Consider the following 22,101-nt stretch of genomic DNA (forward strand, 5'->3'; position numbering starts at 1 on the left):
TGTGCAACCCCACACGGAACAGCATCGCGGACGAAGCGGCTCGCCACCGGTGGCTGGCATGGCGGCCGCGCCTTCAGTCGCGATGCGCGCATGCCAGGCACGCTCGTTCAGTGGGCACCGATCCATGCGGCAATGTCGTCGATCACGGTCGCATCCACATGGCCTTCGACGCTGTAGTCTTTCGGGCCCGGCGGGTCGCCACCCGGCATGAACAGGTGGCTGAGCAATGGATATTCGCGCAGTTGAACGCGCGGTTCGTCGGCGAAGGCTTCACGCCATCGAGCAAAGTCGTCGGCCGGTGTGACCTGGTAATCGCGTCCGCCCTGCAGGACCAGCAGCGGCTGCGGGATGGAGCGCGTGACCGCAAGCGGATCGTAGCCGGCAAGACTGCGCCAGTATGAGGCCGGCAGGCCGAGTAGCAGCGGTGCGGTGTCGGGAACCCCTGCATCCAGCGCCTTCACAGCGGCAACCTGCTGTTCGATCGGCGCAAGCACGGTTTCGATGTCAGCGTCCGACTTGCCGTCGAGTGCAGCCATGTAACGGATCTGCTGTGGTACGACATCCTCGAGCGCGCGCGCCGGTGCGGCGAGCAGGATGAGGCCTGCGAGTCGCGTGTCGCGGGTGGCGATGCGCGGCGCGATCATTGCACCGAGACTGTGGCCGGCGACGAACACCCGCGCGGGGTCGATGTCGGAGCGCGTGCGCAGGGCGGCGGCGGCAGCGATGACATCGAGCGTCACCTCGTCGTCGACGGTGAAGGCTTTGCCACTGAAGCGGACGGGTTCGGCACGCGTGCGCTTCTCGTAGCGCAGCACGGCGATGCCGTGACTGGCGAGGCCGTGGGCGATGTCGCGGAATGGCTTGTTCGGGCCGATGGTCTCGTCACGGTCGTGCGCGCCCGAGCCATGTACGAGCACGACAGCGGCGAACGGTCCGTTGCCGGCGGGCAGGGTCAGCGTACCGGGCAGTGCGCCGTGACCTGGGCCAGCGGCGAATTCGATCTCGCGCCAGTTCGTGCCCTGTTCGAGTTCGACCGGTGCGGGCGCCTTCTGCGCCGGAACCAGTCGGAACCCGCTGATGCGATCGGCCTCGTCGAAGAACACGCGGGCATCGAGCGACATCATCGGAAAGCTCAGCGTCGAGGTGACGATTTGCTTGCCGGCGACGATCTCGCCACGCAGTTCGCTGCGTGCGCTGCGTGCGCCGAGTTGCTTCGGCAGGATTTCCCAGGTGTCGCCGAGCTTTTTTGCATCGAGCGCGGCACGGACCTCGTCATTCGCCATCGCCAGCGCATCCTCGTAACGTGCGGCATCAAGCAGGTCGAGGAAGCGCGTGGCCAGTTCGGCATGGCGCGGGTTCAGCGTTGCCGCCTCTGCTGGCGGGGGCACCAGCTTGGTGTACAGCAGCCAGCCGCCGCCGCACAGCGCGAGGATGACGAGGATGATTGTGATGAGGACCTTTTTCATCGCGGCTCCGGTCAGCGTGGGCGCTTCAGGAACATCAGGAACGAGAAGCCGGCGGCGACGGTATTGACGAGTTCCCAGCCTTGCATGCCAAGGCGGACGAGCTGGGCATCAAAGTCGTCGGACTTGTAGTTGCCCCACATGCGCTGGTTGATCACCAGCGTCCTGTATTCCCATTGCGTCGTCGCGCTCATGTCACGGGTCTCCCGATGTCTCGCCGGCATCTTCGGCGACGCCGGCCGGTGGTGGGGCACGCAGGCGCCCCGATCTGCGCAACGCATCGCGCAGCACGCACTCGATCTGCGCGTTGAGCGAACGCAACTCGTCGTCGGACCACTTCTGCATGGCTTCGAGGACGGTTGCGTTGATGCGCAACGGATAGGCTTTTTTCTCGGTCACGTCTGCATACGGGCGGGTGATGCGTCTCAGTACAGCGAGCCGGTATTGACCACCGGCTGCGTGGAACGATCGCCACAGAGCACGACGAGCAGGTTGCTGACCATTGCCGCGCGGCGCTCGTTGTCCAGATCCACCACGCCGCGCTTGCCGAGTTCGGCCAGCGCCATCTCGACCATGCTGACGGCGCCTTCGACGATGCGTTCGCGCGCGGCGACGATCGCGCCGGCCTGTTGGCGCTGCAGCATGGCCTGGGCGATCTCCTGTGCGTAGGCGAGGTGGCTGATGCGCGCCTCGATGACCTCGACTCCGGCCTTGGCGAGGCGTTCCTGGATCTCGTCGCGCAGGTGTGCGTTGACTTCCTTGCCATGGCTGCGCAGGGCGATGTCCTTGTCGTCGTGCGCGTCATAGGGATAGCTGGTGGCCATCTGGCGCAGCGCCGCCTCGGCTTGGATATGCACGAAGTTCTCGTAGTCATCGACCATGAATACCGCCTCGGCGGTGTCGACGACCTGCCAGACCACGATGGCACCGATCTCGATCGGGTTGCCGTCGCTATCGTTGACCTTGAGCTTGCCGGACTCGAAGTTGCGCACACGCAGCGACACCGACTCGCGCGAGTAGAGCGGGTTGGTCCAGCGCAGCCCCTGGTCGCGTACCGTGCCCTGGTAGCGGCCGAACAGCTGCATGACGCGACCCACGTTCGGCTGCACTGCGAACAGGCCCTTGAACAGGAAGGCGATCAGCGCGATCAGCAGGGCCGGCGGCAGCACCTGCGCAACCGGTGGGTCGGGAACCTTCACCACGCTGACCAGCCAGGCGACCGAGCCGAGCAGGCTGGCAAGGAGAATGACGAAGACCGGGATACCGGGAAGTGAGAACGCCTGTCGCTCGTTCATGAAAGTTCTCCGCAGCAACGTGGCCGCGACACGGATGTCGCAGGTGCCAGTGGGCACGCAGAGAAGATATCAAAAAGATATCAGTCGTGTAAAGACGGGAAGTGGGGGAACAGGGAATGGGAGAGCAGGGAGTCAGGGATTGATCAGAACACCCTGTATTGGACACGGGCGGAGCCCGCTTTGAACCGTTCCCTATTCCCGGTGCTCCATTCCCGCCTTTTCAAACCGTATCCATGGCGCCGGCAGGCGTTCCCCGCTGACGCGAACGGCCGTACCGGGGTATTCGAAGCCGGCTGCCTCGGCCTGGGCGAGCGGCGGCAGCGGCAGGCGCAGTGGGCGCCGGGCGAAGGCCTGAATCCAGGTTTCGCCCTCGTCACGTGCATAGAACCAGAGGTCGCGATAGGTCATGACCAAGGCGTTTCGACCGCTGGCATCGATATCCATCGCGGTGGGCGAGCCGCCCAGGCGCGCAGCCGGGAAACGCGCATTGCGTTCGCTCGTGTTCGGAGCCGGGATCGAAGTGAGCGCAAGGCGGCGGCGGGCGATGGCGATAGCGCCGTCGCCGGGGCCGAGCGGCAGCGTGAACAGCAGCGGATCGGGTGCGTGTTTGCCGAGCAGCAACACCTCGCGCGTGTCGAGGTCGACCGCCATCGCCTCGACGTCACGGGCGCCATCGGCATAGCGGAAGCGCAGTCGCCAGGCCGGCTTGACGACCTGCTCGCTGCCGTCGCCGGCGAGGGCCGGTTCCTCGATCGCAATGAGTTCGTAGTCCCCGCGCACTACGCCGTTGTCGCCGCTGTCGGCGACCAGCAGCCATGCCTTGCCATCGAGCGCATAGCCGGCGATGTCCTCCCAGTCGACCGCGCGCACGCCGTCGATGCGCAGGCTGCCGCGGCGCCGACCCTTGCCGTCGAGGGCGACGAGGGTGGCTGGACGTGGCGCATCGTTGTGCACCCAGAAGAGATCCGGCGTGCGCCGCGATGCGGTCAGGCCGCTGATTTCGTCGAGATCGCGCTCGAGTATCAGCGCTTCGAGTTGCGCCGGCGCGTACCCCGCCGGTGAATGATCCTGCGCCTGTGCACTGGCGAGCGTGAGCAGCGTGAGCCAGATCGCCCTCATCGACGTTTGCCGTCGTCGAGTGTCTCGACGCGCACCAGCTTGAGCCGGCCGAGCAGGTCGAGGCTCTGGTAGAAGCGCAGCGGATCGCCATCGCCGCTCGAGAAGGCGATGTGCCCGGCATCGAAACCGGCGAGCGCGGCATCGAAACCCTGCCAGCGGCCGTCGACCCAGGCCTGCACCCAGGCATGCGGCACGAAGACGTGGCCGGCACCGGCGAAGTCCGGTGCGTAGGCGAGACCGTCGACGACGCGTGTGGCGATGCCGAGCGCGCGTCCGAGCGCGGCCAGCAGCACGGCATGTTCGGTGCAGTCACCTTCCGGGTTGCGCGCGACCTCGAGCGCCGAGGCATAGCCGACGCCGAGCGTCTTGCGCGTGATGAACCCGCGCACGAAGGCTTCGAGATTGCGCATGCGGTCGAGATCGCCGTGCGCATCGCCGGCACCACGATGCGCCAGCTCGACGATTTCCGGCGCTGCGCTCTGCAACCAGTCGTTGGCGGCGTAGTCGCCGGGCTGTGCGGGTGCTGTTTCGTGGCGGGCGTCGCGCCGCACCTCGACGATGACGTGGCGGCCGTCGCTGTGGACGCGCTGTTCGCTGGTATCGGGAAGACTGATGCGGCCACCATTTGTCTGCGGCTTGAGGCGATAGCGCAAGCCGCCGGCGAGTTCCTCGCGGCGTAACGGCCGCGGGGAGCGAACCAACGTGCGCGCGAGCACGTCGGTGGACTGGTTCGGTGCGGTTGCGCAGGCCTCGTCGCACGCGAGCAAGGTCAGTTCGACGCCGAGCGTGGGCACGGTCAGCTTGCGCATCTCGCGGCTGGCATCGACCCAGGTCGTGCTGCGTACCTGCACGCCCGGAAACGCGGTGACCTGTTCGACGCGGGTCAGGCGCTGGCGCCCGCCGGGAAGCGCGACCATTTCGCTGCGTCCGACGATGCTGGTCATTTCGACTGCCTCGAGCGTCGCCGCCTGGAAGGCGAGCAGGCGGAACGTCGCGCCTTCGTCGAGTGGTGCGTCGAGCAGGGCCAGGCGTTGCCCTTCCGGCAGCAGGGCGCCGCGCGGCCAGTCCAGTTCACGTTCGTCCGACGCGCCGGCGTTGGCAATGCGTACGTTCATGCGCCCGCCTTGGATGCGACCGTTGACCTTCATTTCGCTGCCGCCCATCGACGTTTCGCTGGTGAAGGCGAGCGGCTTGCCGTCGAGCGTCTCCTCGCTGGTATCGACGCTCGACAGCGTCACGCGCGTACCGGCGCGGTCGAGCTCGAAGCGCATCGCCTGCGTGGTGACGACGAGCGCGTCACGTACTTCACGGTGATTCTCGAACTGGCCGACCTTGCGGCCATCGAGCAGCACCGTGTACCACTGGACTTCGGTCGCGACGGGACCGCGCGCTATGGCGAGGCCTGGCACGACGAACAGGAAGGCGAGGATCGCGCGCAGCATGGCGTGTATCACCGAAGGGTGCTTCCATTGTGCCGGAACTGTCGGGGCAAGAGCCTTGAACACGGCGCACGTCCAGGGACTGGCGAACTCAAAGGCCTGCTCGCCGTGCTTCAATCGTTCGATCTTCCTGCCATAAAGCTTACGTGCGCTCGAAGTCATCGTCGTGTGCCGTTGGCACCCAACGGCCGCCGTCGAGGATTTCGAGAGGGTGGAAGCGGCGCTTGTAGTCCATCTTCGGATGGCCGGGGATCCAGAAGCCGAGGTAGACATAGGCCAGTCCGCGCGCACGCGCCAGCTCAATCTGGCTCAGGATCGCGAACGTGCCGAGCCCACGTGCGCTTTCGGCTGGATCGAAGAAGGTGTAGACGGCCGACAGCGCATCGCTGCACAGGTCGGTGACGGCGACGGCAACGAGACGGCCGTTTGCGCGGAATTCGATGAATGCGGTCGGGCTCCACGACGTGTACAGGAAACGCGTGAAATCCTCGGGTGCGGCCTCGTCCATGCCGCCGCCCGGATGGCGCTTGCGCAGGTAGCGCGCGTACAGCGCATGGCGCTCGTCGCTGAAGCCGGCCACGGTGACCTCCATCGAAAGATCGGCATTGCGCTTCAGGCAGCGGCGCTGACTGCGGTCCGGCTCGAACTCCGCAACCACGATGCGCGAGGCGAGGCAGGCGCGACAGGTCTGGCAGTGCGGCAGGTAGACATGGCCACCGGCACGGCGGTAGCCGCGTGCCAATGCGGTGTCATACAGCGCGGCGAGGCGCGATTCGGCTGGGTCGATGACGAGATTCTGCGCGGTGCGCTCCGGGTAGTAGCCGCAGGGATGCGGCAGGGTCTGGAACAGGCGGACGACGTCGGAGCGCATGGGACGGATTCTGCACGAGCCCGAGTGCCTCAGCGTGTGACGTAGGCCCAGGCCACAAGGAGGACCACGCCACCGATCAGGCCCATCAGGATCATGCGCAGGCGCATCGAGTGCTGGCGATGGCGGCGCGGATCGCCGAGCGAACGCGAGGCGGCCAGTTCGTCGGCGAAGCGTGTGGTCGGTTCGAGGCCGGCTTCGCGCAGCAGCTCGCGGGCCCGGGTCAGGTCGTTGGAGTCGGTCACCCACACCTGCGGCCAGGCTTCGCTCTCGCCGCGCTCGGAATAGCTGAAGCGTTTCCACTGGCCGCCCTGCCAGTCTCGGCGGTTGCGGATGGTGGTGGTGATGCCGGCCTCGCCGAGCAGGGCGACCACGCGATCGACGTTGTCGGCGCGCGGCGATGTGTAGATCTGGCGCATGCAGGGACTCCAGGAGTCAGCGGTCGATCACGCGGATCAGGCCTTCCTGTGCGGTCGAGGCGACCAGGATGCCATCTCGGCTGAATACCATGCCGCGGGCAAGGCCGCGCGAGCCCTGTGCGCTCGGACTGTCGCAGGCATACAGCAGCCAGTCGTCAGCTCGGAACGGGCGGTGGAACCACAGCGCATGATCGAGGCTGGCCATCTGCACATTCGGCTGCAGGTAGGAGATCGCGTGGGCAAAGGTGGTCGTGCCGATCAGGTGGAAGTCCGAGGCATAGGCGAGCAGCGCGCGGTGCAGCACCTCGCTGTCGGGCGCGCGATCGGCGAGGCGGAACCAGACGTTCTGGTACGGCGGTTGCTTGGTCGGGTTGGCTTCGTTGCGCGGATGTACGTGGCGGAACTCGAACGGCCCCTCGCTGCTGAGCCAGCGCCGGCGCATCGCGGGAACCTTGTCGAGATCCTCGGCCGGCACGACGAGCCGGTCCGGCAGGTCTTCCGGCATCGGCACCAGCGGCATCGGGAACTGGTGTTGTGCACCAGCTTCCGGCACCTGGAACGAGGCGGTCATGTTGAAGATCGGTTGGCCGTGCTGGATGGCGACCACGCGGCGTGCAGAGAAACTGCTGCCGTCGCGGGTGCGCTCGACGCTGTAGACGATCGGCGCCTCGACGTCGCCGGCGCGCAGGAAGTAGGCATGCAGCGAGTGCGCGTGGCGTGCTCCGTCGACGGTCTGCTGAGCCGCCGACAGTGACTGGCCGAGCACTTGGCCGCCGAACACGTAGCGTGTGCCGATGTCGCGGCTCTGACCGCGAAACAGGTTGTCCTCGAGGCGTTCGAGTTGGAGCAGGTCGATCAGTTCGGCGACGATCGGACTGGGCATGGATGGCGGCGACGTGCGGCGGGCCAGTATATCGGAGCGCCGGCGTGCACCGCTTTCATCAAACAGGTTGGGAATTCCTGCACGACCTGCGATTTGCTCGTCATCCCGGCCTTCGCCGGGGCCACGGAGTTGTGCGGGGTTTGCTTGGCCCGTTCCTCAAGGTTCGGAAAGACGTTCCAGCCCGCTCGCCGCAACGACCTCGTCCCACGGAAACAGTGGGCCCGGATCGAGGCGCCGGCGCAACTGCACGGAAGCGTCGTCGCTGGCTGCTTCGGTGCGCCGATCGAGTGCGTCATGGCCGGCGATCCAGCGCAGGTTCGCGTGTTCGGCACGCAAGCGTCCGAGCAGGGCGAGCAGGGCGTCGATCTGTTCCTTTGTGTATGGCTCGCTGAAGCTCTGGTGGCGCGAATCGGTCCAGTTCGGATAGCGGCCGAGGTTGACCAGTTCGACCCCGATCGAACGCGGGTTGTATTGGAACGTGTGGTGAGCGACGCGCGTGTCGGCAACGAAGCGCCAGATTCTGCCGTCGCGGTCGATGTAGTAGTGGCCGCTGTTGCCGGTCTGCGTGCCGGCATGGACGATGCGCTCGCCATACTCGCGCGCGAGGCGCATGTCGGGCAGCTCGGTGCAGTGGATCACCACCAGGTCGATCGCCGCCGACGCGCGCTCGACGAGTCGTTCTTCGTAGGGCAGGGGCCAGTCGTGAATGGCGAGGTCGATCATGCCGGCAGTGTCGCACACGAGCCACGCATGTTTGCCGCATAGGAGCCCGTTCACGGGCGATGTTCCCGCTTTGGAGGTTGTGCAGAAGGAGCATCGCCCCTGAAGGGGCGCCGACGGGGAACTGGGTACTGTGCGGATGCTAGGATCACGCGTTTCCCCGACTCGACCCACCATGAAAGGCACCGTCATCCTCTCGCATGGACTCGAAAGCGGCCCGCACGCGACCAAGGTCAGCGCGCTGGCCGCTGTCGCCGAGGCGCTCGGCTGGGCCAGTGTGCGGCCGGACTATCGCGATCTCGATGCCACGCGTGATCCACGCATGATCGCGGCGCGCACGGCGCGTGCGCTGGAGGCTGCTCCGGCCGAGGGACGCGTCGTGTTCGGCGGTTCGAGCATGGGTGCGCTGGTGTCGGGCTTCGCTTCGCTCGAACGCCGTTGCGAAGCGCTGTTCCTGATGGCCCTGCCGGTCGGCATCCCCAAGTATCCGGTTGCCTTCGAGGCGGCGCGGGTGCCGACCACGCTGGTGCATGGCTGGCACGATGAACTCTGTCCGGTCGATGCCGCGATCGCGTTCGCGCGTTCGCGTGGCGACACCCTGCACCTCGTCGACGACGATCATCGCCTGACCGCACACGTCGACTACTGCGCGGAAGCGTTCCGCCGGCTCCTGCTCGTACTCGAAACCTGATGAGATTTTTCGCGACCTGCCCGAAGGGGCTCGAATACCTGCTGCGCGACGAACTCGTCGCGCTTGGTGCGGCCGAGGTGCGTGAGGCGCTGGCCGGCGTGCATTTCAGTGGCGAACTGGAAGCCGGCTATCGCGCCTGCCTGTGGTCGCGCCTGGCCAGCCGCGTGCTGATGCCGCTGGCCGAGTTCGATGCCGCCGACGAGCAGGCGCTCTACGATGGAGTGCAGGCGATCGACTGGCGCGAACACCTCCATGCCTCCGGCACACTGGCGGTCGACGCCGTCAGTCAGCAAAGTCGGCTCAAGCACACGCGCTATCTCGCACAGAAGGCCAAGGATGCCGTCGTCGACCAATTCCGCGCGCGCGAAGGCGAACGCCCCGGGGTCGATCTCGAACAGCCGTCGATACGGCTGAACCTGCGCCTGCGCAAGGACCGCGCGACGCTGTCTCTGGATCTTTCCGGTTCTCCGCTGCATCGGCGCGGCTACCGGGTCGGCCAGGGTGAGGCGCCGCTCAAGGAGAACCTGGCCTGTGCGATGCTGCTGCGCGCGGGCTGGCCGGCGATCCACGCAGCGGGTGGCGACCTCGTCGATCCGATGTGCGGCGCCGGCACCCTGCTGATCGAAGGCGCGTTGATGGCGGCCGACGTCGCGCCGGGCCTCGGCCGCCAATACTTCGGCTTCCTCGGCTGGAAGGGCCACGATGCCGACACCTGGGCGCGCCTCATGGTCGAAGCGCGCACGCGCGCCGACGCCGGCCTGCGCACCCTGCGCCCCTGCTTCCACGGCAGTGATGGCGATCCCGGCGTGCTCGCCGAAGCGAAACGGAACGCCCAATCGGCCGGGGTGATCGGCTTCCTGCGCCTCAACCGGCAGTCGATCGAGCACCTGCAACGGCCGGCCGAGGCGGAGCGTCCTGGCCTGGTCATCTGCAATCCACCGTATGGCGAGCGCATCGGCCAGCAGCAGGCGCTGGTGCCGACCTATCGCGCGATCGGCGAACGCGCACGCACGCAGTTCGATGGCTGGCGCATTGCCGTCATCACTTCGGATGAGGCGTTGGCCCATGCTATCGGCCTGCGCGCCCACCGCATCTACACGCTCTACAATGGCGCGCTCGAGTGCCGCTTCCTGTTGTTCGACGTCGGCGGCGACGCCGCGCCAATGGCGCCGGCGGAAAAACCGCTGACGCCGGGTGCCGAGGCCGTGGCCAACCGCATCCGCAAGACCGCGCGGCACCTGCGCAAGCGCCTGCAACGCGAAGGTGTTTACGCCTGGCGTGCCTACGACGCCGACATTCCCGAGTACGCGGCGGCGGTCGACGTCTATCGCGCGGTGCCGGAAGAGGATCTTTCGGCAACGCCAGTCGATTACCTGCACATCCAGGAGTATTCCGCGCCCGGCGACATCCCCGAAGCCGTCGCGCGCACGCGCTTGGCCGAACTCGTGCGTGGCGCCGGGCTCGCCCTCGACGTGCCGCGCGCGCGTATCGCGCTGAAGGCGCGCTATCGCGCCAAGGGCGGCGGCAAGTACGGTCGCCTCGACGAGCGCGGTGAGTTCCTCGTCGTCGAGGAGGGCGGGCTGCGTTTCCGCGTCAACCTGCACGACTACCTCGACACCGGCCTGTTCCTCGACCACCGTCCGGTACGCGCGCGCCTGCGCGAACTAGCGCGAGGCACGCGTTTCCTCAACCTGTTTTGCTACACCGGCACGGCCACCGTGCACGCGGCGGCTGGCGGCGCGCGGGCTACGACCAGCGTCGACCTGTCGGCGACCTACCTCGACTGGGCGGCGCGCAATCTCGCTCTCAACGGATTCGGTGGACACCAGCATCGCCTGCAGCAGGCCGACTGCCTCGAATGGCTGCGCCACGAGCCTGGCGAGTACGACCTCGTCTTCGTTGATCCGCCGACGTTCTCCAACTCCAAGCGCGCCGAGGATTTCGACGTGCAGCGCGAGCATGTCGAACTGCTCGACCTGTGCGCGCAGCGGCTCGCCTTCGGCGGCACGATCCTGTTCTCCAACAACTATCGGCGCTTCAAGCTCGCCGCGGAAATCCACGAACGCTTCGACGTGCGCGACATCGGCGCGGCGACGATCCCGTTCGACTTCACGCGAAACTCGCGAATCCACCACTGCTTCGAGTTGAAGCCGAAAGAGCCGGGGATGGGGACTCGGGAATGGAGAATGGGGAAGCCTCGCCTTTGATCCACCCAACCCGAATGGTGGCTTTTGCAGGAACGGCTTCAGCCGCGATGCCTTTGCTTTCGGGGCATCGCAATGGAACGCGCCCCCGCAGACACTCAGTGTCGATTCAGTGATCCGGCCGCAGCATCCGTTCGTCGCAGAGGAGGCAGGGAAACGATGCGTACAGTCCGATTCCACCGTTCGATCCTGGTTGCCGCCGTCGCGTTGACCGCGTTGGCGTTCGCCCCGGGTGCGTTCGCCAGGGGTCATCACACGAGCTTCAGCATCGGCTTCTCCGGCCCCGGCTACAGCATCGGTTATTCCGACTGGGGCCGTGGGCGCGGTCATTGGGGGGCCAGCTTCTGTCCGTCGTGGGGCTACGGCTACTACGATGGTCCGCGTTACACCGGCCCGTACCGGTATCCAAGGGTGGTCGATCGTGGCTACTGGTACAGCCCGCCGTCGTACTACTACCCGGGTTCGTACTACTACCCCGGGCCTTACCACTACCCGGTGTACTCGACCTACTTCCACCATGACCGTCCCCGCCGGGTGGTCCGCCGGGTAGTGCGCCACGTCGAAGTGGATCACCATGACGGGTACTACGACCGTGGCAGCTACCGGAACCAGGAGCAGTACGACCGCCGCGACCGCGCATACGGCCGCTCCGGCTATTACAACCGGGACTGAGTCCTGCGGCTGACCGGCCGATCGGCCAGCACAAACGCTCCAGCGCCGGGACGACATCCTCCCCCATCGTGCCCGGCCACCGGCCCCGTGGCGATTTCCCCTGATCGCCACGGGGCTTTCTTTTTTGATCGGCATAGCCCTTGCGAACATCCACCAAGCCGCGTAGGTTCGCGTCCTCGCGTTGCAAGAGGTTCTGCGGCGCGACATTCCAGGGCGCCGATTCATGGCACGGGAATGGAACAGGACTCCGGGGAACAGGGGCCCGGGGTGTGACGGGATCGTCCATCGCTATCCAGGGGAAGGCGCCATGCAAGGCATTCACTCCCCGCTCTCGCGCGCATCGGTTTTTCTCTCTTTTTCTCCCTTTGTTTCCTCCTCGCCCGGCCCGAACCGTTCGGTGGCGGGGCGTACGCCGTGCAAGCCGCATCGCGGTCACACGCCCTTCGCGCCGTTGCTGGCGACCCTGCTGCTGACGCTGGGAGCGGGCAGCTCGTGGATGTCCGCGCCGGTACACGGGTTCGACGCCGGGCCGGCGCATCCGGTACCAGCCGCGGTTGCGGATGTGGCGCCGGCGCATGACGCGACGGTGGGTGCGGCAGCCGGGGAGAGCGGCGTGAGCGGCGGTGCCGCGGTTTACACGATTCCGGTGGCGGTGCCGCCCGGACGAGCCGGCATGCAGCCGTCGGTTTCACTCAACTATTCGAGCCGTGGCGGCAACGGCATCGCCGGCATGGGCTGGTCGCTGTCGGCATCCAGTGCCATCCATCGCTGCGCGCAGACCGTGGAACAGGACGGTCGCATCAAGGGCGTGGCGCTTGGCGCGGACGACAGGCTCTGCCTCGACGGCCAGCGACTGGTGCGCGTGGCCGGCAGCGCATACGGATCGGCCGGTGCCGAGTACCGCACCGAGATCGACAGCTACGCACGCATCACCCAGTACGGCGGCCTGCTTCAAGGTCGAGGAGCGCGGCGGCCGGGTGAAGCACTACGGTGCGGTGGTCGCGGGCAGCGCCTGCCAGGCCTCGGGCCGCAACGCGCGCGTGCAACCGGGTGGTGTCGCCGTCACGATGAGCTGGCTCGTCGAGAAGGACGAGGATCGCGTCGGCAACAACCAGTTCTTCACCTACGCGAATTTCGGCAACGGTGAAGTGCTGCTGTCGCGCATCGACTACACCGGCTTCGGCACGACGGTCGGTGACCGCAGCGTGCGCTTCGTCTACGAAGCGCGCCCGCTGCCCTCGGGTTCGAACTACGCCAACGATATTTCGTCGAGTTATGTGGCCGGCGGCCTGACCCTGCAGAGTCAGCGCCTGCAACGGATCGAAACCTGGGCCAGCGCGACGGAGAAGGTCGCCGCCTGGAAATTCGGTTATGTCGACCACGATTTTCCTGCCGCGTCGACGAGCCGGCAGACCGGACGCAGCCTGCTGCAGACCTTCACCCAGTGCGCGTACGAGGGTGCGCAGGAAACCTGCCTGCTCAAGAACGGCAGGGACTTCTCCACCCAGTTCGACTGGTGGGACGAGAACCCGGCCCAGCATGCCGACAAGCCGCGCTTCGCGTTCAAGCCCTTGGTCATCCCCGACCTGCCGCAATCGGCGTGGACCATCGAAGACGCGCTGATCGCGCAGGAGGAACTCGAAGCGCTTCAGCAGGAGCAGATCGCACAGTTGAACGTCGAGCGCGGCGGTGTCCACACGGTGGCCGACCTGCCGGTGCAGAACCTCGAAGGGACGCCGCTCGGCAGCGTGCTCGCGTTCAGCACGATCGCCGATTTCGACGGCGACGGCACGCGTGAATCGCTGGCCCAGGTACAGACGGCGACGGGGCCACGCACCTACCTGATCCAGTTGATGGCCGACCGCTCGGTGCGTTCCGCGGTCGACGTGACGGGCACCCTGTTTGCCTTCCCGGGAGGCCATGCCTACGAAGTCGTCGACATCGACGGCGATGGCCGCAGCGAGATCCTGTCGCACGGCAATCCGCTGTCGCTCCTGGCCTGGAACCTGCCGGCCGGCCAGGCGCCGGTCGGCAATCCGTTCCGTACCGTGACGACCAACATTCCCTCGGGCGCGGACACGCCCCGGTTCCGCGCCCGGCTCGCCGACTTCGATGGCGACGGCAAGCCCGATCTGGTCACCTTCGGGCCACATGCAAGTTGTGGCAGCGATGGGCAGGGATTCAAGCGCGGCGTGTTCGTCCATCGCAACACGATCCCGGACGGCGCGCCGGTCGGCGCATCGGCCTCGTTCGCGCAGGCGGTCAGTCCGTCCGTCTGCCTGGCGCGATCCTCGGGAACCGGAGAGTACGTCGAGCGCATCGCGGACTTCGACGGCGACGGCCTGCCCGACCTGTTCATCCACGAGCTGTCCGGCACGGCCGACGGAACGGAAACGTTCAATCGCATTCTCCGTGCGCAGCCGGGGCCGACCTTCACCTCGAGCACGGCGGCGTCGATCGGCATGACGCAAGCGGAGCAGGCGCGCAATGCGCGAACCGTGCCGCATTGGATCGACGTCAATGGCGATGGCCTGGATGACTACGTATTCGCCACCACCAGCATCGCGTGGAGGGTCAGGCTCAACCTCGGCGGCGTGCTGGGAGCACAGATCGATACCGGCAGTACGGCCGGCCTGATGAGCAGCCAGGACCGGCTGCGCTATGCCCATCGCCTGCCGGCCATGGACGTCGACGGCGACGGCCGGGTCGACCTGCTCGCGCCATCGGGCTTCGCGGCGCGGATGTGCGCCTACGCGACGCGCCAGCCCCCCATTCCCAGCGAATGCCCCGGCAGCATGAATACCCAGGGCCAGTGCATCGTCTACCTCTGCGCCGAGGAACCCGACAGCGGCCTGAACATGCCGCTCGACTGGGCCGGCGAGGAAATCAGGGGGCTCTACGCGCAGGGGCAGGGCGCGCTCGACAGCAGCGCCTATACGTTGAGTGCGCTGCGCTTCGTGTAGACCGGGCCGGCGGCGATCTCGATCCGGGTGACGCCGACCGATCTCGTCGCATCGCTGAGCCGGGAATCCGCGGACGATGTCTATGGCGACGGCGTGACCGACCTCTTCACGAGCGTCGGTTGCAAGTACCGCCAGGTGGGTGCCGGCGATGCCGGTTTCGACCCCTGCCTGGTCGTCAACGATGGCGTGTATGGCCCGGCCACGCTGCCGAACGGTCAGCCATTGACGGGTCACTACAACCGCCACAACGAGGCCTTCCTCTCCGAAGGCCGCGGCACCGACCTCGGCAACACCGGCATGCCGCGCCCGGCCGATCTGCTGTGGGGCACCGCGAACTCGCTGGAGGACTGGACCGCTTGGCGCTACCTGCCGCTGTCGTACCCGACGCCGACGAACCTTCCGCCCGAGGTTCCGGTGCCCTACTCCGTGCCGGCCAATCCGGCGGAACGCTACGTCGATGCCCGGCACTTCTACTTCACGTCGTCGATGCCGGTCGTACAGGTCATGACGCGCAGCACGGCAGCCGTCATCAAGCACGAAGACCCGAGTCTCGCCTATGGCGCCCGCTCCTGGTACTACGGCTATCAGGAGGCGATGTACAACCGCATGGGCCGCGGATTCCAGGGCTTCCGGCGGATCATCGAGGCCAACGCCGTCAGTGCCACCACGGGCCGCGGCCACTGGATCACCACGACCTTCCACCAGAAGTTCCCGCTGGTCAGCCGCGTGGAATCGGTCGAAGTCGCCCCTGTCCTGCAGCGCACACGCCCGCTCCGCCGCGAGACGAACACGTGGCGCTGCGGGTTGTCGAACCGGGGCGCGTGCCCGACGGTGCCGGTGGGGAACACGGTGTACACGCCGTTCCTGGATACCCAGGTCGTGCAGGTCTACGACCTCGCCGCCGCGCAGTCGGGTTCGAGTGCGCTGGTCAGCACCACCACGACGGTCAACGCGACCAGCGCGGGCGCGTCGTCATCGGGCTGGGATGCGTACGGCAACCTGCGCAACCAGGTGACGACGGTGGCCGACGGTGGCACGGGCGGCAGCTTCGTCGCCAGCCACGTCACGACCACTGCAAACAGCTACACGATCGACGCGACGAACTGGTGGATCGACAAGCTCGATGCGAGCACGGTATCGACGTCGATCAGCTACGCCGGCAGCCACGCCCTGCCTTCGGGATCGAGCGCGCCGCCGCGCACGGTGTCGACGAGTTATGCCTGGAACGCCGACCGCACGCCGCAGTCGCAGACCGTGCAGCCGGGTATTCCGAACCAGCAGGTGCAGACGGTCTACGGTTATCCGAGCCCGAGCTATGGCCTGCCTTCGAGCGTGACGCAGACTGCCTCGGGCGCGAGTCCGCCCACGCGCAGCACCTTCCTCAACTACACGAAGGACGGCGCCAGCGTCGCTGCGGATGGCTATTTCGTGTTGCAGACCACCAACGCGGCCGGCCACCTGACGACCACGGAGACGCGCCCGCGCGATGGCCAGGTCAAGCGCGTGATCGACCCGAACGGCCTGCGCGCGGTGACGCAGCACGACGCGTTCGGCCGTCCGATCCAGGTGGAATCGCGCGGCACGAACAACGCGCTGCTGGAGCCGGTGACGCACGTCAGCCTAACCCGCTGCTCGCCGACGACGGGCAGTTGTCCGGGCGGCTACGGCGAAGGCGCGGGCCAGACCTTCGCCGCGATGCGCGCGACGACGGTCAAGGCCGGCTCACCGACCCAGGTGACGTGGTCGGACAAGCTGGGCCGCCCGGTGAAGCGTTCGGTGCGCGGATTCAACGGCAGCTTCGTGCAGACGCTGACCGAGTACGACCGCATGGGGACCGTGGCGCGCGAGTCGACGCCGCACTTCGCCGGCGGCACGGCTCACTGGACGACGTTCGACCAGTACGACCAACTTGGCCGTGTGCAGCAGAAGACGGCCCCCGGATCGGAGATGGACCCGGTCAACGGCAACGTGCTGACGAAGTACGCCTACTCGGGCACGCGCACGGACATCCGCGTACAGGGCACGGCGTTCTCGAGCACGGCGCCGTGTCCGGCGAACCGCCCGTGCATGGCGATGGCGCGCTGGCACGATGCGCTGGGCCGTCTGGTCAGGACCGAGGATGCGCTGGGCGGGACGGTGAAGTACTGGTACGACGGCGCGGGCAACCCGGTGGCGGCGCAGGATGCGGAAGGCCACGTCACGCGGGCGAGCTACAACGACCTCGGCCATCGCACCCACCGCATGGACCCGAACGCAGGCAGCGCGAGCTTCACGTATGACGGCTTCGGCCAGGTGCTGACGCAGACCGACGCGCGCAACGTGACGACGACGCACACCTATGACGCGCTGGGCCGCCTGATCCAGCGCACGAGCACGAACCCGGCCGGCGCGGGGCTGCCGGCGGAGAGCGTGCGCGACACCTGGGAGTACGACCCGCCGGGCGCGAACGGCGGCGCGGGCCTGCTCGGTGTGCAGCGGCGCCAGCGCGGCCTGGGCCTGCCGGTGGTGTGGCAGGAGAGCTACGCCTGGGAGTCGACGACGAAGCGGCTGTCGAGCCAGACGACGACGATGGAAGGCGAGTCTCCGTGGACGACCGGCTACGCCTATGACCCCACCTATGGTCGCGAGGACACGGTGACGTATCCGAGCGGCCTGTCCGTGCGCACGGGCTACACGGCGGACGGGTATGCGAACAGCCTGTCGAACGCGAGTACGGGTTTCACGTGGTGGACGGCGACGTCCCAGGACGCGTGGGGCGCCACCAGCGGGGAGACTTTCGGCAACGGGATCGTCGGCACGCACACGAGCTACGCGAGCACGGGCCAGTCGCAACAGAAGCGCTGGACGAACAACGCCGTGCTGTTCGACCAGTTCCAGTACGCCTACGACAGCTTCGGGAACCTGACGAGCCAGCAGCGCGCGATGAACCTGGGCACGCCGCAGACGGTGCAGGAGACCTACGCCTACGACCGCCTGCAACGGCTGACGCAGTCGACCCGGATCGGCGTGCCGGGCTCGCCGGCGCCGGTGAGCCTGGGCTACAGCGCCTCGGGCAACCTGAGCTACAAGAGCGACAACGGCCAGGCCACGCCGGGGAGCTATGCCTACGGCGGCAACGGCTGCGGCCCGCACGCGGTGACCTCGGTGGCCCGGCCCGCGCCGTTGGCGGCGCGCACGTATGGCTGCGACGCGGCCGGCAACGTGACCCACGGCAACGAGCTGAGCGCGGTGTACGACTTCCAGAACCTGCCGCGACGGGTCCAGCGGACCGGCTCGCCGCACCCGGGCAGCACGGCGTTCCGCTACGCGGCGACGGGCGCGCGCTACGAGGAAGTGACGGGCAGCGGCGTGACGACGCGGCTGGGCGTGCGCGGCTACGAGAAGGTGAGCGGGGCGGGAGTAGTGTCCAGTCCGCGTCACCGGCACGAACTGGGTCCGGTGATCGTGACGCGGGCCGGCGCCAACGAGGAAGTCGTCTACGTCACCCGCGACCGGCTGGGCTCGCTGGTGGGAGTGCTGCCGAACAATCCGTACAAGGGCCTGCTCAAGAGCTACGACGCCTTCGGCAAGCCGCGGGAAGGAAACTTCAAGGACAACGGCAAGACACCGGAAGCGGGCCGCCTGCTGCTGGGCACGCTGACCGAACGCGGCTTCACGGGCCACGGCCACATCGACGAAGGCCGCGTGATCCACATGAACGGGCGGATCTACGACTACGCGCTGGGACGCTTCCTCGGCGTGGACCCGATCATCCAGTTCCCGGCCAACAGCCAGAGCCTGAATCCGTACAGCTACATCCTGAACAATCCGTTGGCGGGGACGGATCCGAGTGGGTACATGAGCCGCATCGGTCGTTACATGCTCTCGCGGATCCATGCGCAAACGGGCAGTTGCATGGGAGTGGGACACTGCCAGGAATACAGCGACAAGACGTTCCTGATGGGTGCAACCGCGGGGCTGCGTCCGGGATTGACCGCGGGTGGTGTACCGCCGGGGAAGGGGCCGAGGAACGGAGCGGACCTTGCGAACCGGATAGCGAAGGCGTTTTCCACGGATGCGGATGAGATTGGGGCAGTGGCGGCTCGCATCGATGGCGCAGCTTTCGCAAATGGGGCGGTGACGGCGGCGTTTTCGAGGGCGTTTAATGATGAAAACCACTCCCAAGCTCCTGAAACGAGAGTGGAATTGCACTACACCGATGCATGGGGGGACTACAATCACGCCTATATTGCGGTAATCGGACCCGAAGGCGAAACGTGGGGAATTCGCGCCGGACCGAGCGATAGGGCGGGTGGAGATATATCCTCGGCACGGTATGAGGCACAATCGCCAAACGCTTCTGGAAGTAGTGGCGGAAGTTGGGGCCATGTCGAAGCCGCTTGGGGCAATCACCCAGCGATGCTGTCTGATTTCAGCAGCCGAAGATTTGCCACGCAAGTAGTCGGTACGACACAAAGGCCAATGTCAGAAGTGATGGAATATTTCGTCGGATATGGCAATGCCGTCAACGCAGCCAAAGTAAGCTATAATCCATTCACAAGAAATTCTAACTCATTTGCTTTTGATGCGGCCTCATCCTTCTCTGGGGCGCGCTTATCACCAGTGTCAGGAACGAACGTTCCAGCGTGGGATAGAACTTTAGGAGTGCGCTATGCTCCGTTCAAAAAATAGCTCATTGCTTTCTTTTTTAGCTGCGACCTCACTTATGAACGGATGCCACCACCACAATCATGAAGATCAGTTAGAAAAAACAAAAAATGATATTTTAATGGTCGCAATGGTAGGCGCCGAAGAATCGGCGCTAGTCAAAGAACTTGATCAACGAGATATTGAGTTCAAAACCATAGACTTGAGTGACCTGAACCAACCACCATCATCTGGTCCCGTGCCGGCATCAGAATCAACAAGAAGAATAATCTTCTTTGTTCAAAGAGAAAATATTGATTCGGACCGCAAGGGATACGGGTTCATCATAGATATGTCGTCAGAAAAAAAGATAATCCATGTTCATATGGAGACGTTCTACACAAGCCCATAAGCTGGATACGAGAACCGGGGATACCGCGATCCATTCCCGGCGACGACCGGACCGACGACCGAGACCGCCACAATTCCGCCACAATTCCAGTGATTTCGCGCGCGGCGTGTCGGAGATTTCCTACACGCCGCGTGCGTTGGCTCGGTGATGATGGCGGGCATGACCACCGCTCGCCATCGCCTCGTCTGTGCCGGCCAGCCCAGCTTCTACCACTGCACCTCGCGCTGTGTGGAGTTCTCAGGATTTGATGGACAGTGATCCTGCCCCCGTTTCACGGACACCCGCCTAAGCAGCGTTTGCCTTCTCGAACTGCTCCGGACTGAGATAGCCAAGAGTTGAGTACAGGCGGTTTCGATTGTAGTCAACCTCGATGTACTCGAACACGTGCGCACGCGCCTGCTCGCGCGTGGCGAAGCGCTCGCCGTGGATCGCCTCGACCTTGAGGCTGTGGTTCCAGCTTTCCATCGCCGCGTTGTCGTAGCAGTTGCCCTTGGCGCTCATGCTGGCGATCAGGCCATGCTGGTCGAGGAGGTCGCGGTGCTCGTGCGAGCAGTACTGGCTGCCGCGATCGGTGTGCATGAGGACGCCGCGCGGCATCCTGCGGTTGAACAGCGCCATGCGCAGCGCGTCGCACACCAGCGAGGCCGGCATGCGATCGCCCATCGACCAGCCCACGATCCGACGCGAGTACAGGTCCATCACCACCGCCAGGTACAGCCAGCCCTCGTCCGTGCCGATGAACGTGATGTCGCCCACCCATGCCTGATTGGCCCGCTCCACCGTGAAGTTCTGCTGCAGTCGGTTCTCCGCCACCGGCAGCGCGTGGTTCGAGTTCGTCGTCGCCGTGAACTTCCGCGCGGCCTTGGCACGCAGGCCCTGGCGACGCAGGCTCATCGCCACCTGCCGACGTCCTCGATGCAGGTGACGCGACAGCCGCGGCGCACCGGCGCGGCCCTTGTGGGCCTTGAACTCCGCTTCCACCTGCGCATCCAGCGCGGCTCGCGCCTGTGCCCGCTTCGATGCGCCCCGCTTGCGCCAGTCGTAGTACCCGCTCGCCGACACCGACAGCACCCGGCACATCAACCGCACCGCGAACTCGCCCTCGTGTTCCCTCATCGTTGCGTACTTCACTTCGGCTGCTTCGCGAAGTACGCCGCCGCCTTTTTTAGGAAGGCGTTCTCCTCTTCCACCCGCGCCAGCTCACGCCGCAGCCGCGCCAGCTCTGACTGCTGCAGCCGCTGCGCTTCGTCGTTCTGGCCCTGCTGCTGCGCCTTGGATCGCCACGCGTACAGCTGCGCCGGCGCCAGGCCCAGCTCCTGCGCCGCCGCCGGCACCCCGTCCTTCACCGCCCTCAGCAATGCCTGCTGCTTGAACTCCGCGCCGAAGCGCGACCGCCGCGCCTTCCGTCCTGCCGTCTTCGTTGCCATGATGTCCACCTCGGTTTGCGATAGTGAATCGCTTAACCGGGTGTCCGTCGAGCGGGAGCAAGATCAGATCGGGGCAACGTGGCGATTCGTGCTCAGGGCGCTGATCTTGTGCACTACCTGCTGGGGCTTAACACTGGGAACCCATTCCGCATCGGGGCGTCCCTGCTGTCAGCGCCGGGGTTGTTTATGGGACCGAATTCGAGTCAGCATACATACCCATGTGGCAAGGCAGGTTCAACATGCAAACCTTGAAGCTCTTTGGCTGTAGTGCGTTGCTCGTGAGCGTGCTTGCGACAGGAGGGTGCATGGCGGCGGGATGGTCAGGAGGGCGCGGCCCCGACCCTTCGGTTCGCATCGATTACCAAGTTGAGGTGAATTTTCGGAAGATTCGAATATCCGTTCCGGCGGGTGGAAAGAGTGCAGCTCCTACTGATCTAGGGCCGTTGATCGTTCCCAGGACAAGCTCGCCGAATTTTAAGGCGCGATCCTTGTTTGCTCGGCAATATGGGAAGAGTACAACGCTCGGGAGAGAATTTGGTGATTTCAAGATTTCTTTGGATGTTGTTTCTGTGCCAGAAAAAATGGGTAACGTTCCAGAGAATAAAGATGATCTTGTCGATTTCATAAGGAAAGGAGTGGAAACTTCTTGGGAGGTTCGCCTTGAAAGGGTAGGAGAGATGGATTGGGCAGTACGCGAGAGCCCGCGTTCAATCTTCGGTTACACCTTTCTTTATACCCGCCGATTGGACGATGATGCGTTGGTGAGCTTGGTCTTCGCTTTGGACCGCAATCGCATGCAGTCGGATCCGGTATGGCTGGAAGTGCGCAAGCGTGATATCGATGCCGTGCTACGCTCTTTTGTTGAAGAGTAAGACGAGCACGCGGCGATCGGGACACCCA

General features: G+C 65.8%; 19 protein-coding genes. 8 read left to right on the forward strand and 11 right to left on the reverse strand.

Going from position 1 to position 22,101, the window contains the following annotated elements; all coding sequences use genetic code 11:
- Nucleotides 1–107: 107 nt before the first annotated feature.
- The 10 genes from KF907_RS10715 to KF907_RS10760 form a co-directional block, all read right to left on the reverse strand.
- On the reverse strand, nucleotides 108–1,466 hold the full coding sequence (locus tag KF907_RS10715) for an alpha/beta hydrolase (protein WP_291220139.1): 1,359 nt from the start codon (nucleotides 1,464–1,466) through the stop codon (nucleotides 108–110).
- Nucleotides 1,467–1,477: 11 nt separating this feature from the next.
- On the reverse strand, nucleotides 1,478–1,657 hold the full coding sequence (locus tag KF907_RS10720; protein ID WP_291220141.1) for a DUF4177 domain-containing protein: 180 nt from the start codon (nucleotides 1,655–1,657) through the stop codon (nucleotides 1,478–1,480).
- A 1-nt stretch (nucleotide 1,658) separates the two neighbouring features.
- Nucleotides 1,659–1,862 carry a type II toxin-antitoxin system antitoxin gene (locus KF907_RS10725; RefSeq protein WP_291220142.1) on the reverse strand — a complete coding sequence of 68 codons (204 nt, stop codon included), beginning with the start codon at nucleotides 1,860–1,862 and terminating at the stop codon, nucleotides 1,659–1,661.
- A 26-nt stretch (nucleotides 1,863–1,888) separates the two neighbouring features.
- Entirely contained in the window at nucleotides 1,889–2,758 is an 870-nt protein-coding gene (locus KF907_RS10730) for an SPFH domain-containing protein (protein ID WP_291220144.1), read from the reverse strand.
- A gap of 192 nt (nucleotides 2,759–2,950) precedes the next feature.
- Entirely contained in the window at nucleotides 2,951–3,877 is a 927-nt protein-coding gene (locus KF907_RS10735; protein ID WP_291220146.1) for an SdiA-regulated/phytase-like domain-containing protein, read from the reverse strand.
- Nucleotides 3,874–5,319, reverse strand: coding sequence for a transglutaminase-like domain-containing protein (locus tag KF907_RS10740; protein WP_291220148.1), 1,446 nt, complete (start codon nucleotides 5,317–5,319; stop codon nucleotides 3,874–3,876). The genes KF907_RS10735 and KF907_RS10740 overlap by 4 nt, the downstream gene beginning before the upstream one ends.
- A gap of 139 nt (nucleotides 5,320–5,458) precedes the next feature.
- Nucleotides 5,459–6,187 (reverse strand): arginyltransferase, encoded by a 729-nt coding sequence (locus KF907_RS10745; protein ID WP_291220150.1) that lies wholly within the window; start codon nucleotides 6,185–6,187, stop codon nucleotides 5,459–5,461.
- 29 nt (nucleotides 6,188–6,216) lie between these two features.
- Nucleotides 6,217–6,603, reverse strand: a complete 387-nt coding sequence (locus KF907_RS10750; protein WP_291220152.1) for a putative signal transducing protein — start codon at nucleotides 6,601–6,603, stop codon at nucleotides 6,217–6,219.
- Between the two features lie 16 nt (nucleotides 6,604–6,619).
- Nucleotides 6,620–7,486: an acyl-CoA thioesterase II gene (gene tesB, locus KF907_RS10755; RefSeq protein ID WP_291220154.1), complete on the reverse strand. Its 867-nt coding sequence runs from the start codon at nucleotides 7,484–7,486 to the stop codon at nucleotides 6,620–6,622.
- Nucleotides 7,487–7,642: 156 nt separating this feature from the next.
- Nucleotides 7,643–8,209 (reverse strand): N-acetylmuramoyl-L-alanine amidase, encoded by a 567-nt coding sequence (locus KF907_RS10760; protein WP_472843864.1) that lies wholly within the window; start codon nucleotides 8,207–8,209, stop codon nucleotides 7,643–7,645.
- 172 nt (nucleotides 8,210–8,381) lie between these two features.
- Between KF907_RS10760 and KF907_RS10765 the strand changes: the two genes are divergently transcribed.
- The 7 genes from KF907_RS10765 to KF907_RS10795 all read left to right on the forward strand — a co-directional run bounded on the left by KF907_RS10765 (nucleotide 8,382) and on the right by KF907_RS10795 (nucleotide 19,774).
- Nucleotides 8,382–8,897: an alpha/beta hydrolase gene (locus KF907_RS10765; RefSeq protein ID WP_291220156.1), complete on the forward strand. Its 516-nt coding sequence runs from the start codon at nucleotides 8,382–8,384 to the stop codon at nucleotides 8,895–8,897.
- Nucleotides 8,897–11,104, forward strand: coding sequence for a bifunctional 23S rRNA (guanine(2069)-N(7))-methyltransferase RlmK/23S rRNA (guanine(2445)-N(2))-methyltransferase RlmL (rlmKL, locus tag KF907_RS10770; RefSeq protein ID WP_291220158.1), 2,208 nt, complete (start codon nucleotides 8,897–8,899; stop codon nucleotides 11,102–11,104). The genes KF907_RS10765 and rlmKL overlap by 1 nt, the downstream gene beginning before the upstream one ends.
- Nucleotides 11,105–11,260: 156 nt before the next feature.
- Entirely contained in the window at nucleotides 11,261–11,773 is a 513-nt protein-coding gene (locus KF907_RS10775; RefSeq protein WP_291220160.1) for a hypothetical protein, read from the forward strand.
- Between the two features lie 397 nt (nucleotides 11,774–12,170).
- Nucleotides 12,171–12,920: a SpvB/TcaC N-terminal domain-containing protein gene (locus KF907_RS10780; RefSeq protein WP_291220161.1), complete on the forward strand. Its 750-nt coding sequence runs from the start codon at nucleotides 12,171–12,173 to the stop codon at nucleotides 12,918–12,920.
- Nucleotides 12,841–14,736: an FG-GAP repeat domain-containing protein gene (locus KF907_RS10785; protein WP_291220162.1), complete on the forward strand. Its 1,896-nt coding sequence runs from the start codon at nucleotides 12,841–12,843 to the stop codon at nucleotides 14,734–14,736. The genes KF907_RS10780 and KF907_RS10785 overlap by 80 nt, the downstream gene beginning before the upstream one ends.
- A 297-nt stretch (nucleotides 14,737–15,033) precedes the next feature.
- Nucleotides 15,034–19,407 (forward strand): RHS repeat domain-containing protein, encoded by a 4,374-nt coding sequence (locus tag KF907_RS10790; RefSeq protein ID WP_291220163.1) that lies wholly within the window; start codon nucleotides 15,034–15,036, stop codon nucleotides 19,405–19,407.
- Entirely contained in the window at nucleotides 19,388–19,774 is a 387-nt protein-coding gene (locus KF907_RS10795) for a hypothetical protein (protein ID WP_291220165.1), read from the forward strand. The genes KF907_RS10790 and KF907_RS10795 overlap by 20 nt, the downstream gene beginning before the upstream one ends.
- A 285-nt stretch (nucleotides 19,775–20,059) precedes the next feature.
- Here the strand turns inward: KF907_RS10795 and KF907_RS10800 are convergent.
- Nucleotides 20,060–21,201, reverse strand: a protein-coding gene (locus KF907_RS10800) for an IS3 family transposase (RefSeq protein WP_291220167.1) whose coding sequence is annotated in 2 segments (ribosomal slippage) — nucleotides 20,060–20,943 and nucleotides 20,943–21,201 — 1,143 coding nt in all. Because the reading frame shifts where the segments join, the coding sequence is not laid out codon by codon here.
- Between the two features lie 239 nt (nucleotides 21,202–21,440).
- Here KF907_RS10800 and KF907_RS10805 point away from each other — a divergent pair.
- A complete protein-coding gene (locus tag KF907_RS10805; protein WP_291220169.1) occupies nucleotides 21,441–22,073 on the forward strand; it encodes a hypothetical protein in 633 nt (210 codons plus the stop codon).
- The last annotated feature ends 28 nt before the right edge of the window (nucleotides 22,074–22,101 follow it).

This window comes from Dokdonella sp., assembly GCF_019634775.1.
Lineage (GTDB): Bacteria > Pseudomonadota > Gammaproteobacteria > Xanthomonadales > Rhodanobacteraceae > Dokdonella.